Source organism: Frankia sp. CcI49 (assembly GCF_001983215.1).
Taxonomy (GTDB): domain Bacteria; phylum Actinomycetota; class Actinomycetes; order Frankiales; family Frankiaceae; genus Parafrankia; species Parafrankia irregularis.
This window is the reverse complement of the sequence record NZ_MOWP01000007.1, coordinates 232,414-244,966: the sequence shown is the minus strand read 5'-3', so window position 1 is coordinate 244,966 and position 12,553 is coordinate 232,414. Positions and strand designations below refer to the sequence as shown.

The following is a 12,553-nucleotide window of genomic DNA, read 5'->3' as shown; positions in this document are numbered from 1 at the left end:
TCCGGCGGATCGCGTCGACAGCCCGACCGCGCTCCTACGGCCGGCGCGCCCTGATCCAGTCGATGGCGTTCTGCACGGTGTTGATCCCCTCGGCATCCTCGTCGGAAATACCGAGCTGGAATTCCTCTTCCAGGGCCACACCCAGCTCGACAAGGTCCAGGGAGTCCGCCCCCAGGTCATCGACGAAGGACGCGTTGTTGGTCACCTCCGTTAGCTCGACGTTCAGCTGCTCCGCGACGACGCTCTTTACGCGCTCCTCAACGGTGGACATTCCGCGGCCTCCTGCTCGGGCGTGCATTGGAAACGGACAGAACCCGCATGATCTCCGATCGGCCCACGCCGTGAACTCCACTGTCCACTCCTGGCCTGGTGATCTTCACCACACGGAGGTCCGTCCCGCCAGGCACGGCCGCGCAGGTTGTCGCGGACCTCGTCGGCACCCCATGCCACCCGGACCGTCGGGCCTCCACGGCGCACGGCGCCCGGCGCACGGCGTCCGGTGCACGGCGTCCGGTGCACGGCGTCCGGTGCACGGCGTCCGGTGCACGGCGCCCAGAAGGAGGCGGACACCCGACTGTGCCGGGCCCATCCTGCTCTCGTCGTCATGTCGGGATCCGCCGGCGACCACTGGACAGCGAAACCATTAAGGAGTTTATGATGCCTCGGGTCGGAGGTCGTCGACCCACTCGGAGGTCGTCGGCTCGCACAGTCGGGAGCTTCCATGTCGCTGCGCGTGATCCAGTTCTCCACCGGGAACGTCGGTCGTCACTCCTTACGTTCGATCATCAACCGGCCCGGGCTGGAACTGGTGGGAGTACACGCCAGCAGCCCCGACAAGATCGGCCGGGACGCGGCCGATCTCTGCGGTCTCGACACCGCCACGGGTGTCACCGCGACGGACGATCTGGAGGCGCTGCTGGCGTTGAAGGCCGACTGCGTCGTCTACACGTCGCAGGCGGAGACCCGCCCGCAGGCCGCCCTCGCGGACATCACGGCCTTCCTCGCCGCGGGCACCAACGTCGTCGCGACGTCCCTGGTGTGGCTCGTCTATCCGCCCCACGCCGATGCCTGGCTGCGCGAGCCGATCGAGGCGGCCTGCACGGCCGGGGGCACCACCATGTTCGTGAACGGCATCGACCCCGGTTTCTCCGGTGATCTCCTGCCGCTCGCGGCGCTGAGCCTGACCGAACGGGCCGATGAGATCCTGGTACAGGAGATCTTCGACTACGGCACGTACGACGACGCCGAGTTCACCGGAGCGAGCTTCGGCTTCGGCGCCACGCCCGACACCGTGCCCGCCCTGTTCCTGCCCGGTGTGCTCGCGTCGATCTGGGGCGGACCGATCCGGCTGCTGGCCGACCGCCTCGGGGTGCAGGTCGAGGAGCTCCGCGAGCGCCACGAGACCTGGACGGCCACCGAGACCATCACCTGCACGATGATGACCGTCGAGCCGGGCCAGGTCGCCGCCGCCCGTTTCGCCGTCGAGGGCATCGTGCACGGACGTCCCGCGATCGTCATGGAGCACGTGAACCGGCTGACCGCCCAGGCCGCACCCGAGTGGCCGTTCCCGCCCGACGGGCGCCCAGGCGTGCACCGGGTCGTGGTCAGGGGCGTGCCCGGCGTCGAGATCAACACTCATGTCGGTGACGAGAGCACCGATCACAACATGGCCGGCGTCATCGCGACGGCGGCCAAGGCCGTGAACGCGATCCCCGCGGTCTGCGCGGCACCCCCGGGGCTCACCCACCTGTCCGACCTGCCGGTCGCCCAGGCCCACGGCCTGATGCCGTGACGTCGCGCGGCACGCGTCGCGGCGGGTCGATCGCGCCGACCCGGCCGGCGAGCGGCGCGCAGGAGCGTGCCGAGCGGACCCGCGCCCTGATCATGGATGAGACCGTGCGCTGTGTCGTCGAGGAGGGCTTCGCCGCCGCCAGCGCCAAGCACATCGCCGAGCGGGCGGGCGTCACCTGGGGCGTGATCCAGTACCACTTCGGAGACCGTGACGGCCTGCTGACCGCCGTCGTCGACGCGAGCTTCGAGGAGCTGCGCCGGCGCATGGCCACGCTCGGGGTCCCGATGGGCTCCGTCCGCGACCAGGTCAGCGCGCTCGTCGAGGCCGCCTGGGCCGCGTTCTGCACACCTGCTTCGCGCGCCAGTCTGGAGATCGCCGTCGCGACGCGCAGCCAGCGCGACGCGGAGACGGGGGAGCACTTCGCCCTGGTCGCGGCCGAGCTGACGCGCCTCGGCGAGGAGCTGATCGCCGAACGACAGCACCACGGCGACGCGAGAGCCGTCGGTCACCTGCTCTGGGCGGCGCTGCGTGGGCTCGTCTTCGCCCAGCTGGCCACCCGCGAGCCGCTCGACACGTCCCGCGAGCGCGCCGCGCTCGTCGACCTGCTCGCCGCGCACCTGGAGCCCGGCCCCGGCGTGGCTCCCTCGGGCGCGCCCCCCGCGGGCGCGACCCCCGCAGGCGCAACCCCCGCAGGCGAACACCTGGCAGGAGATGCCTCATGACGGTGCCGTCGACCGCACCGCTTCGCGTGGTCCAGTGGACGACCGGGAACGTGGGCCGGCGAGCGCTGCGCGCCATCGCGGCGGACCCCCGTCTGGAGCTCGTCGGCTGCTACGCGCACAGCCCGGACAAGGTCGGCGTCGACGCCGGCGTCCTGGCCGGGGGGCAACCAGCCGGAGTGTTGGCGACAGACGACATCGACACCCTGTTGGCCACCCGCCCGGACTGCGTCAGCTACTCCCCCATGCACTTCGACGATGACCAGGTGTGCCGCCTCCTCGAGGCCGGCGTCAACGTCTCGACGACCGCCGAGTTCATCACCGGTGACCACCTCGGCGCACGGCGGCGCTCCAGGCTGGAGCGGGCCGCTCTCGACGGTGGCGCCACCTTGTTCGGCTCCGGGGTGAATCCTGGCTTCGCGAACCTCTTCGGGCTCGTCAGCGCCGGGATCTGCCAGCGGGTCGACCGCATACGCGTGACGGAGTCCGTGGACGCGAGCGGGTACGAGTCGGCCGAAACGCAGGGGTCCATCGGCTTCGGGCTCCCCATCGACACCCCCGACCTGCCGGCGCGCGCCCGGCGGGCCACATCGGTGTTCGCCGACGCGGTGGCCGTCATGGCCGACGCGCTGGGCGCCGAGCTCGACGACATCGTCTTCGACGCGGAGTTCGCCGTCGCGACCGAGGACGCCGACCTGGGTTTCATGGCGATCCCGAAAGGCACCGTCTCGGGCGTGCGCGCCGCCTGGACGGGAACGCGCGGCGGGAAACCGTTCGTCGAGTGCCGCGTCCTGTGGGTGATGGGCCCGCACCGGGAGCCGCCGTGGGAGGTCGGCCACGGCTACTTCGTCGAGATCGACGGGCTGCCCGCGGTCCGGTCGCAGTTCCAGGTCCTCCCGCCGCCGGACTGGTCGGAACCGAACTACATGGGCCTAGGCATGATCATGACTGCGATGCCCGCCGTGAACGCCATCCCCGCGGTCTGCGCCGCGCCGCCGGGGATCGCCACCGTCGCGACGCTGCCCCTGGTGACAGCCGTCGCCGTGGGCCTTTGACGCTCTTTGACGCGACCCCCAGGGGGCGGCGGAGCGACCGGCCGCCGCGCCATCCGACGCAGGGACCTCATGGAGGAGGGCGAGATGACCGGTACTGATGGCCTGGCAGGTGGGGAAGGCCCCTCCCTGTTCGGCGCCGGGAAGGTCGCGGTGGTGACCGGGATCGGGCCGGGCATGGGGCGCAGCATCGCGCTGGGATTCGCCCGGTCGGGTGTGGATGTGGTGCTCGCGGCGCGGCGGGCGGACCGGCTGGCGGCGGTGGCCGCCGAGATCAGGGCACTCGGCCGGGAACCGCTGTCCGTGCCCACGGACATCACCGACGCGGGCGCCTGCCAGCGCCTCGTCGCCGCGGCCGTCGAGCGGTTCGGCGGCGTCGACATCCTCGTGCAGAACGGCCATCACGAAGGTGACTGGCAGCCCGTCATGACCGCCGATCCGGACGTGTGGCGGGGCATCTTCGACGTCAACCTGTTCGGCGCGCTGCACCTCGTGCAGGCGGCGGTGCCGGTCATGAGAGAGCGCGGCGGCGGCTCGGTCATCCTCGTCAACTCGGGCGCGGCGGTGCGCACGCCGGCCACGATGGGCGCCTATTCGACGTCGAAGTCGGCGCTCGCGGCGCTGGCCCGCACGCTGGCGCTGGAGGTCGGCGGCTGGGGTGTCCGGGTGAACGGGGTCTTCCTCGGCCCGGTTCTCGGGGAGAACCTGGAGCGCCTGGGAGCCGGCGCTGCGGCGACGGCGGGCACGAGCGTCGAGGCGTGGCTCAGGACGAAGGCCACGGAGATGCCGCTGGGGATCGTCCCGTCGCCGGACCAGTGCGCCGGAGCGGTGCTGTTCCTCGCGTCCGACCTGGCCAGCGTCATCACTGGCCAGCATCTCGCGGTCAACGGAGGTCAGTGGCTGTCATGAGCACCTCAACCGAAACCGGCTTACCCGGGCGCGCCTACCGGGTCATCCAGTGGGCGACGGGCTCGATCGGCCGGATCTCGATCCGGCACATCGTCGACACCCCGGGCTACGAGCTGGTCGGGGTCTACGTCACCAGCGCGGAGAAGGTAGGGGTCGACGCGGGGACGCTCGCGGGGATCGACCCCGTCGGCGTCGCGGCGACCGGCTCCGTCGACGACGTCCTCGCGTTGGATGCGGACTGCGTGAACTACGCGCCGCTGTACGCGGACGTCGACGAGATGTGCCGGATCCTGCGGTCGGGCAAGAGCATCGTCACGCCGACGGGCTGGGTGTTCCCGGCCGGGCTCGCGAACCAGGAGCCGGTCGCGCGGCTCGCCGCGGCCTGCCGGGACGGCGGCAGCTCCCTGTTCGGCGCGGGCATCCACCCGGGCTTCTCCGGTGACCTGCTGCCGCTGACCGTCGCTCGGCTGTGCACCCGCGTCGACCGGGTCACCGTTCAGGAGGTCGCGGACCTCGCGCCGCACCCGTCGCACGCGATGAACTTCGACGGGCTGGGCTTCGGCCGTGACCCCGACGACGCGCGCCGGAACCCCAGCCCGTTGATCCACACGATGGAGAACATCTTCCGGGAGTCGATGGCGCTGCTGGCCGTGGGCCTGGGCGTGACCGTCGACGAGTACGTGACGGACTTCGACGTCGCGGTGGCGAAGACGGACCTGGCCGTGCGGTCGGGCGAGATCCCCGCCGGAACCGTCGGGGGCATGCGCCACGAGTGGATCGCCCTGGCCGGCGGCCGGCCCGTCATCGTGTTCCGCAGCTTCTGGAAGATGTCCGACGACCTGGAGCCGAACTGGGGCTACGGCACCGTCAAGTACTCGGTGAGCATCGAGGGCGAGCCGTCGACAACCCTCACCCTCGAACCGTCCCGCAGGCACCCGACCGGGGACGAGGGTTACTGGGGCCGGGTGTGGACGGCGATGAACGCCGTCAACGCGATCCCGGCCGTCTGCGCCGCCCCGCCCGGGATCCACACCCACCTGGACCTGCCGCTTGTGCGCCCGGTGGGTCTCGTCCGGCCCGAGCCGGCCACTGTCGTGCGGTCCTGACGCCGCCGCGTCCTCATTCCAGCCTGCGGAGCATCAACGTGGACCGCACCAGCCTGCGGAGCACCAGCCTGCAGGGCATCAGCGCGCCGCTCGTCGGCGCCGACCGAATGGTGGGAGAAGCATGTTCAAGGACAAGTACGGGCCGTGGGCCTTCATCGCCGGCGCGTCGATGGGCATCGGCCGGGCGCTTTCCCTGGAGGCGGCGGCCCGTGGGCTGAACGTCGTGATGAACGCCCGCGGTGCCGAGACGCTTGCCGCGACCGCCGCGGAGGTGCGGGCGACACACGGCGTGGAGGTGCGCGAGTTAGCCGCGGACCTGACCGATCCGAAGATCGGCGAGATCGTGGCCGCGGCGACGGACGATCTGGAGGTCGGACTGTTCGTGTACAACGCGGCGGTGGCGCCGATCGGGCTGTTCCTCACCCATCCGCTCGAGCTGCAGCTGCGGTCGGTGCAGGCGAACTGCGCGACGCCGATCATCCTGCTCAACCTGTTCGCGCCGAAGATGGTGGCGCGCGGCCGGGGTGGGATCTCCCTGGTCAGCTCCACCGGCGGCACGCAGGGCGCCGTCACCAGCGCCACCTACAACGCGGGCAAGGCCTTCGAGTGGATCCTCGCCGAGTCGCTGTGGGGCGAGCTCGGCGACCACGGTGTGGATGTCACCGCGATGCTCGTCGGTGCGACCGCGTCGCCGAACTTCAACGCCTTCAAGGACACCCTCGACCCGGAACTGTGCAACCGGGCCGACTCGGAGGATCTGCTCGACCGGATGCGCAACGGCCTGTTCAACCCGGCCGAGCCGGAGACGGTGGCCACGTCGCTGTACGACGGGCTGCCGAACGGGCCGGTGACCTGGTCCAAGCCCCTCGACGAGTGGATCACCACCCGGTCGCTGGCGATGCCGCGCGGCGAGGTCACCCTGACCTGGCGGGCGCTCATGGAGACCTCGGCCCGCCCGCCCGAGCGGCAGGCCCGGTAGGACCGGGCCCACAGGACCGGGCCCACGGCGACGAAGACCTCGAGGAGACGGAGATTTCGATGAGCAGGCTGCGTGTCGTTCAGTGGACGACGGGAAAGACGGGGACCGCCGCTGTCCGCGGGCTGGTCGGGCATCCGGCGTTGGAGCTGGTCGGCTGCTACGCCTACTCGCCGGAGAAGGTCGGCAGGGACGTCGGCGAGCTGGCCGGGATCGCGCCGATCGGCGTCACGGCGACCGACGACGTCGAGGCGCTGCTGGCGCTGAAGCCGGACTGCGTCGCCTACATGGCCTACCGGCCGGATTTCGACCAGCTCGACCGGATCCTGTCGGCCGGGGTGAACATCGTGTCCACGATGTACATGCTGGCCGGCGCCGGTTACGGCGAGGACGTCCAGGACCGGCTCGCGGCGGCCTGCGAACGCGGCCGGTCGTCGCTCTACACGACCGGCGTCTACCCCGGGCACATGGGAATGACCGTGCTGGCGGCGAGCGCGATGTGCACCCGGATCGACCGGATCTCGATGCTGGAGTCACTCGACATGAGCGGCTACGCCAATGAGCGGATGTTCCGCGCGATGAGCATCGGGCTGGACCCCGACGACCCGGCCGCCCCCGGCATGATCGAGGTCAACTGCGGGTCCTTCAAGGAGCAGATCCGCGTCCTCGCGCAGGCCCTCGCGATCGAGCTCGACGAGGTCCGGTTCACCGCCGAGTTCGCCGCCGCGACCGACGACGTCGACTTCGGTTTCATGAAGCTGGAGAAGGGCCAGATCTCCGGCTTCAAGGGCGTCATCGCCGGCATCTCCGGTGGCCGGTCGGTGATCGAGTGTCGCTTCGTCTGGAAGGTTGGCGACCAGATGACGCCGAACTGGCCGGTCGAGGACGGCTACGTCCTGGAGATCGAGGGCGACCCCGGCGTCCAGGTGCGGCTCGCGCCGATCGGCAGCGCCCACTTCGCCTCGGCCGGGCCGACCGCGATGCCCGCGATCAACGCGATTCCCCATGTCGTCGCCGCGGCCCCGGGCATCGTCAACCACGCCGACCTGCCGTTCGTCACCGGCCGTCACCTGCTGAACCGCGAGAACGTGTAGCGCCTTCGACCCTGAGCCAACACCGTACGAGCACGGTCTGCCCCGACCTGGGCCGGTGACACACTGTGCGGGTGAGCGACGGGGACGACACGGACAGCACCGACCGTGCGGGCGTGGGCTGGGACTTCTTCGTCTCCTACGCCCAGCCCGACCGGCCGTGGGCGGAGTGGATCGCCTGGACTCTGGCAGAAGCCGGGTACCGGGCGACGGCGAGATCGTGAACTGTCAGCATGACAGCAGGAAGCGGTACAGGACGCGGGTGCCGAACTCGAGCGCGTCGACCGGGACCCGTTCGTCGACGCCATGGAACAGGGCAGTGAAATCGAGGTCGGGGGGCAGCCGCAGCGGCGCGAAGCCGAACGTGCGAATACCGAGACGCTGGAACGACTTCGCGTCGGTCGCGGCCGGCAGCAGGTAGGGCAGGATCCGTGCACCGGGATCCTCGCCGACCAGCGACGCGGCCATCGCGTCCACCAGCGCGCCACCGAACCTGGTCTCGACCGCGGGCAGGCTCGCCCACTCGCACTCGATCTCCGGCCCGAGAACAGCCTCGACCTCCGCCCGGAACGCGGCCTCCCGACCGGGCAGCACGCGGCCGTCGACGGTGGCCCGCGCCACCGACGGCACGACGTTCGACTTGTAGCCGGCCTCGAACATCGTGACGTTGGCCGTATCCCGCAGCGCAGCTCCCACCAGGCGCGACAGGCCACCCAGCCGGGCGACCGTGGCCTGCGGGTCACGCTCGTCGAACGGATGCCCGGTCAGCTCCGCCAGGCCGTGGAGCAGTTCGCGCACCGGTCCGGTGAGGACGAGCGGAAACCGGTGCCCGCCGAGCCGGCTGACCGCGGCGGCGAGCTTGACGACCGCGTTGTCCTCGTTCAGCAACGAGCCGTGGCCAGCCGTTCCACGTGCTCGTAGCCGCAGCCACACCGAGCCCTTCTCCGCGGTCTGCACCAGATACACCCGAGGTCCGCCGGGTGTGCCGTCCCGCTGGGCGCCGAGCGTGACCGAGAACCCGCCGACCTCGCCAATCGCTTCGGTGGCGCCCTCGAACAGCTCCGGGCGGTGCTCGACCAGCCACCGGGCGCCCTGAAACCCGCCGGCTTCCTCGTCTGCCACGAACGCGAAGATCAGGTCGCGCGGCGGGCGGACGCCGCCGCGCCGCAGGGCGCGGGCGACGGCCAGCATCATCGCCAGCATGCCCTTCATGTCGACCGCACCGCGCCCCCAGACGTAGCCGTCCCGCACCTCGCCGGAGAACGGGTGCACGGACCACTCGCTCGCGTCCGCCGGAACGACGTCCAGATGGCCGTGCACCAGCAGCGCGCCGCGGGCCGGGTCTGCACCGGGCAGCCTGACGACGACGTTGCCACGCCCCCGGCCGCCCGACTCCACGTAGGCCGGCTCGTACCCGGCCTCCGCCAGCCGCGCCGCCACATACTCCGCGGCAGGCTGCTCGGAGCCTCGCCGGTCCGCGTCTGCGGTGCTCGTGGTGTCGATCGCGATCAGCTCGCTGGCCAGCCGGACCACCTCGGCGACCGCCGCGCCGACCACCGGCTCGGCTCCCCCGGTCGACGCTCCCGCAGGCGTGGTCACCATGCCCGCATCATCCCGTCGAGGGCCTGATCAGGTCAGGCCCAGCGTGTTCGCCAGGAAGGTGTTCCGGAAGACACCGGTCGGGTCGCGGCGTTCGGCCAGCGCGGTGAAGTCCGCGGCTCGTGGGTAGGCGGCGCGGATCGTCTCCGCGGGCAGAGTGAAGATCTTTCCCCAGTGCGGGCGCGGCTCGAAGGGGGCCAGTTGGCGTTCCACCGCGGCGACCGCCTGGGTGACGGCGGCTTCGGCCGGACGCCAGGTGAAATGCAGGCTGATCGCCGCGCGGCCTTGGGTGGGGCTGAGCCACAGATCGTCGGAGGCGATCGAGCGCAGTTCGCTGACGTGCAGGGCTGGCCGGATCTGCTCGCCGATCTGGTGGATCGCCTCAACCGCCGCGGCGGCGCGGTCGCGGGAGACAAAGTATTCCGACTGCAGCTCGTTCCCGGCGCTGGGGGTGAAGCCCGCCCGGAAATGCGGCAGTCGTTCATGCCAGGGGCCGGCAACGCCAAGCTGTCGCGTGGTGTGGATCGGGTCGAGGCCGCGTATCGGGTGGACCGGATGGACCAGTGCTCCGGCCCCGAACATCTCCCCCGGCGCCGGAGCGGCCTCGTCGACCGCATCGACCCGCTGCTTCACCCACAGCAGGGACGAATCGGAGCGCCAGGTCGTGAAGACGCTGACGCTGTAGGCCATGGCGAAGATCTCGTCGAGATGGTCCAGCAACGCGGCGCGCGCCAGGCCCTGGTAGACGTTCTGACGAACACGGAATGTCGGCACGATCGCGAGCGTCACCGCCACGACCACCCCCAGCGCACCGAGTGCGACGACATGACCGGCGAAGTCGCGGTCCACACCCCGGCGAACCGTGACGACGTCGCCCGACGCGGTGACCAGATCAAGCGCGACGACGGACGTCGCCAGATTCCCGTTACGGTCACCGGAGCCATGCGTCGCCGTCGCACACGCACCGGCGACACAGATGTGGGGCAGGGAGCCGAGGTTCCGCAGCGCCCAGCCCCGCGCGTCCAGCTCGCGGGCGAGATCGCCGTAGCGGGTCCCGGCGCTCACGGTGACCTCACCCGCGTCGGCATCGAGCCGGAACAGGGCAGGCAGCCGGGTGGTCGAGATGAGCGTCCCCGCCGTGTCCGCGATCGTGTTGAACGAGTGACGTGTGCCGACAGGCCGGGCCCGATCGCAGGCGGCCACGATCTCGCACAGCTCCTCGACGGACGTCGGCGCGACCCACCGGTCTGCCCGGTAGACGATGTTCCCGGCCCAGTTGGTCTCGTCCGAGCCCTCACGCATCGCGCATCCTCCAGGTTCCGCCGCGACGAGCACGCCGGGATGACCGGGCCACACCACCGCTGCTGGTGCCCCCGCTGGTGGGGCTGCCGCGGGTGCCGATGGACATCGTTCCACCCCGACCGCCCTGACCCCACGACGATCGGGCCCGTCTGACGGTCAGCCTGCCGTGCTGGTTACGCATCGGGGGGCGAGTCCGACGCCGGTCGCGGCCACGGCCGGCGTCGGCTACCCCGAGATCGGCTCGCGTGGGTCGGGCACACCGATCGGGTTCGGCCACCGCAGCAACGCGGCGGCGCGGCGCGCGACGGGAGCCAGGAGTGCCGCGCAGCGTTCGACTCCGTCGGTGCCGAGCTCGTCCCAGACCGAGGCGGCTACCCGGTCCGTCGTCGTCTCGATCGACCTGAAGGCGGACAGCGACGCCTCCGTCGGCTGGCCGGCGGCACCGAGCCAGCCACGGGCACGCAACCTGCCGGCGGCCGCCGTCCACTCGTCATCGGACCAGCCGCGCACGCGCTGGAAGTCCGCCCGCCCGACGCCACCCATGCTGGCCCTCCAGACGGCGGTCTCGACACCGTCAAGACCAGCGGTCACCAGAGCAGCCACATGACCGTCGCCTCGATGCTCACGCAGGATCGTCGTGGCATGCCAGACGACGCCGAGCGGATCCGACGGCCAGCTCAGGGCCGCGTTCGCGGCGGCGAGGACGCGGCCCGCGACCGGGGCGTGCTCAGCGGCGGCCCGCAGCAGACCGGCCAGCTCGGCCAGGTCGGCCGGCTCGGCCAGGTCGGCCGGCTCGGCCAGGTCGGCCGGCTCGGCCAGATCAGCCGCCTCGCCGGGACCAGGCTCCCCCAGCACCTGGCCGAGGGCCTCGCGAGCACCGGCGAGCCGCGCGTCCAGCGCCTCCGCGGGCGTGATCCTCGTCCAGACCTCCGGCAGCGCCCGCGAGACCATCGCCGGCGCGAACCCGAAGAAACATCCGACGACGGGTCCCGCGCCAACCGGGCCGAGCGGCGCCGACCGCCCGGCGAAATAGCCGCGCCAGAAACCGCGCAGGCCCGCGCGCTCGAAGGCCCCGGCGCAGGCCGGCGCGAAGTACGTGACGGCATGCACCGGCTCGAACAGCCGCCACATCCGCCGGGCCACGGTGCCGCCCGGCAGAGCCCCGGGCGGCAGGCCCTCGGGCGACGGGCGCTTCATCGACGCGTGCCGGACGCGGCGGGACCGTCGGGGCGGTCAGCACGGTCAGCACGGTCAGCACGGTCGGCGCGGTCGGGGAAGAAGATCTCCTCGATGGTCAGCTCGAAGATGCCCGCGAGGGTGAACGCCAGGGGCAGGCCTGGGTCGTACCGTTCGGTCTCGATCGCGTTGATGGTCTGCCGCGATACCTGGCATCGGTCGGCCAGGTCCGCCTGGCTCCAGCGGCGCTCGGCCCGCAGGGTGCGCAACCGGTTCCTCACCGATGCAGGCGGGTGCGCACGTCCGCGACGGCGAACCAGAGCCCCACGCCACCGATGACGATCGCCTCGCTGAGTGGGCGCAGCCCGACGATGTCGGTGGCGTCGAGCAGGACGGCGACCTGCAGACCCACGAGGACGGCGGCGAAGGCGATCGCCATGCTCTCGAGCTGGATCTTGCGCTGATACTCGTCGGCCCGGCGGAAGGCCCGCACCAGTACCCACACGACGGCGAGGGTGAAGGCGGCGGTCACGCCAAGCCACCAGCCCTTGTCGGCGGCGCTCTGGTCGGGCGAGCTGCCCAGCGCAAGCGCGATCATCCCGAGGAGAGAGACCGGGATGCCGTCGATCATGATCGCCCGGCGGGCGTCGCGCGTCATGTTGTCCTGGCGGCTCTCGTCAACCATGACCCGAACGTAAAGCTCGCTTTCCATCTAGTCAAGCTCGCTTGTCATGCTTGCGCGTCGCCCGACCGCGGCCGCCTGGGCGGACGTCTCGGCGCTGGTCGGTGCGAAACGTTGCGGCGAGCGCTGGAACCCGGGCGTCTCCTTCT

14 protein-coding genes are annotated in these 12,553 nt (G+C 71.5%); 8 read left to right on the top strand and 6 right to left on the bottom strand.

The window, feature by feature from the left end:
• Nucleotides 1-34: 34 nt before the first annotated feature.
• A complete protein-coding gene (gene acpP / locus CcI49_RS07430) occupies nt 35-271 on the bottom strand; it encodes an acyl carrier protein (RefSeq protein ID WP_054566817.1) in 237 nt (78 codons plus the stop codon).
• Nucleotides 272-721: 450 nt separating this feature from the next.
• On the opposite strand from acpP, the gene CcI49_RS07425 reads away from it, so the two are divergent.
• The 8 genes from CcI49_RS07425 (at nt 722) to CcI49_RS07390 (ending at nt 7,869) form a co-directional block, all read left to right on the top strand.
• Complete coding sequence (locus CcI49_RS07425; protein ID WP_054566816.1) at nt 722-1,792, top strand: dihydrodipicolinate reductase; 1,071 nt, start codon at nt 722-724, stop codon at nt 1,790-1,792.
• Complete coding sequence (locus CcI49_RS07420) at nt 1,789-2,514, top strand: TetR/AcrR family transcriptional regulator (RefSeq protein WP_076825236.1); 726 nt, start codon at nt 1,789-1,791, stop codon at nt 2,512-2,514. The genes CcI49_RS07425 and CcI49_RS07420 overlap by 4 nt, the downstream gene beginning before the upstream one ends.
• The gene (locus CcI49_RS07415) at nt 2,511-3,566 is read left to right on the top strand and encodes a dihydrodipicolinate reductase (protein WP_054566814.1); all 1,056 of its coding nucleotides are present in this window, start codon (nt 2,511-2,513) and stop codon (nt 3,564-3,566) included. The genes CcI49_RS07420 and CcI49_RS07415 overlap by 4 nt, the downstream gene beginning before the upstream one ends.
• An 84-nt stretch (nt 3,567-3,650) precedes the next feature.
• The gene (locus tag CcI49_RS07410) at nt 3,651-4,472 is read left to right on the top strand and encodes an SDR family oxidoreductase (protein WP_063793090.1); all 822 of its coding nucleotides are present in this window, start codon (nt 3,651-3,653) and stop codon (nt 4,470-4,472) included.
• Nucleotides 4,469-5,578: a dihydrodipicolinate reductase gene (locus CcI49_RS07405; RefSeq protein WP_076825316.1), complete on the top strand. Its 1,110-nt coding sequence runs from the start codon at nt 4,469-4,471 to the stop codon at nt 5,576-5,578. Before CcI49_RS07410 ends, CcI49_RS07405 begins: the two co-directional genes overlap by 4 nt.
• Nucleotides 5,579-5,699: 121 nt before the next feature.
• Nucleotides 5,700-6,557: an SDR family NAD(P)-dependent oxidoreductase gene (locus CcI49_RS07400; protein ID WP_076825234.1), complete on the top strand. Its 858-nt coding sequence runs from the start codon at nt 5,700-5,702 to the stop codon at nt 6,555-6,557.
• Between the two features lie 59 nt (nt 6,558-6,616).
• On the top strand, nt 6,617-7,648 hold the full coding sequence (locus CcI49_RS07395; RefSeq protein WP_076825232.1) for a dihydrodipicolinate reductase: 1,032 nt from the start codon (nt 6,617-6,619) through the stop codon (nt 7,646-7,648).
• 65 nt (nt 7,649-7,713) lie between these two features.
• The gene (locus CcI49_RS07390; protein ID WP_241839943.1) at nt 7,714-7,869 is read left to right on the top strand and encodes a toll/interleukin-1 receptor domain-containing protein; all 156 of its coding nucleotides are present in this window, start codon (nt 7,714-7,716) and stop codon (nt 7,867-7,869) included.
• 4 nt (nt 7,870-7,873) lie between these two features.
• On the opposite strand, the gene CcI49_RS07385 is transcribed toward CcI49_RS07390, so the two are convergent.
• The 5 genes from CcI49_RS07385 to CcI49_RS07365 all read right to left on the bottom strand — a co-directional run bounded on the left by CcI49_RS07385 (nt 7,874) and on the right by CcI49_RS07365 (nt 12,434).
• Complete coding sequence (locus tag CcI49_RS07385) at nt 7,874-9,247, bottom strand: M20/M25/M40 family metallo-hydrolase (RefSeq protein ID WP_076825230.1); 1,374 nt, start codon at nt 9,245-9,247, stop codon at nt 7,874-7,876.
• A gap of 27 nt (nt 9,248-9,274) precedes the next feature.
• On the bottom strand, nt 9,275-10,546 hold the full coding sequence (locus CcI49_RS07380) for an FAD-binding protein (protein WP_076825311.1): 1,272 nt from the start codon (nt 10,544-10,546) through the stop codon (nt 9,275-9,277).
• A gap of 225 nt (nt 10,547-10,771) precedes the next feature.
• Complete coding sequence (locus CcI49_RS07375; RefSeq protein ID WP_241839942.1) at nt 10,772-11,743, bottom strand: hypothetical protein; 972 nt, start codon at nt 11,741-11,743, stop codon at nt 10,772-10,774.
• Nucleotides 11,740-12,003 carry a helix-turn-helix transcriptional regulator gene (locus CcI49_RS07370; protein ID WP_076825227.1) on the bottom strand — a complete coding sequence of 88 codons (264 nt, stop codon included), beginning with the start codon at nt 12,001-12,003 and terminating at the stop codon, nt 11,740-11,742. The genes CcI49_RS07375 and CcI49_RS07370 overlap by 4 nt, the downstream gene beginning before the upstream one ends.
• Nucleotides 12,000-12,434 (bottom strand): hypothetical protein, encoded by a 435-nt coding sequence (locus tag CcI49_RS07365; RefSeq protein ID WP_054566806.1) that lies wholly within the window; start codon nt 12,432-12,434, stop codon nt 12,000-12,002. Before CcI49_RS07365 ends, CcI49_RS07370 begins: the two co-directional genes overlap by 4 nt.
• Between the last annotated feature and the right edge of the window lie 119 nt (nt 12,435-12,553).

Bases quoted from the DNA above. Each gene is read 5' to 3' on its own strand.
- CcI49_RS07400 (WP_076825234.1), top strand. From the start codon at position 5,700: ATGTTCAAGGACAAGTACGGGCCGTGGGCCTTCATCGCCGGCGCGTCG.
- acpP (WP_054566817.1), bottom strand. From the start codon at position 271: ATGTCCACCGTTGAGGAGCGCGTAAAGAGCGTCGTCGCGGAGCAGCTG.
- CcI49_RS07405 (WP_076825316.1), top strand. From the start codon at position 4,469: ATGAGCACCTCAACCGAAACCGGCTTACCCGGGCGCGCCTACCGGGTC.
- CcI49_RS07395 (WP_076825232.1), top strand. From the start codon at position 6,617: ATGAGCAGGCTGCGTGTCGTTCAGTGGACGACGGGAAAGACGGGGACC.
- CcI49_RS07385 (WP_076825230.1), bottom strand. From the start codon at position 9,247: ATGGTGACCACGCCTGCGGGAGCGTCGACCGGGGGAGCCGAGCCGGTG.
- CcI49_RS07415 (WP_054566814.1), top strand. From the start codon at position 2,511: ATGACGGTGCCGTCGACCGCACCGCTTCGCGTGGTCCAGTGGACGACC.
- CcI49_RS07425 (WP_054566816.1), top strand. From the start codon at position 722: ATGTCGCTGCGCGTGATCCAGTTCTCCACCGGGAACGTCGGTCGTCAC.
- CcI49_RS07410 (WP_063793090.1), top strand. From the start codon at position 3,651: ATGACCGGTACTGATGGCCTGGCAGGTGGGGAAGGCCCCTCCCTGTTC.
- CcI49_RS07365 (WP_054566806.1), bottom strand. From the start codon at position 12,434: ATGGAAAGCGAGCTTTACGTTCGGGTCATGGTTGACGAGAGCCGCCAG.
- CcI49_RS07380 (WP_076825311.1), bottom strand. From the start codon at position 10,546: ATGCGTGAGGGCTCGGACGAGACCAACTGGGCCGGGAACATCGTCTAC.
- CcI49_RS07375 (WP_241839942.1), bottom strand. From the start codon at position 11,743: ATGAAGCGCCCGTCGCCCGAGGGCCTGCCGCCCGGGGCTCTGCCGGGC.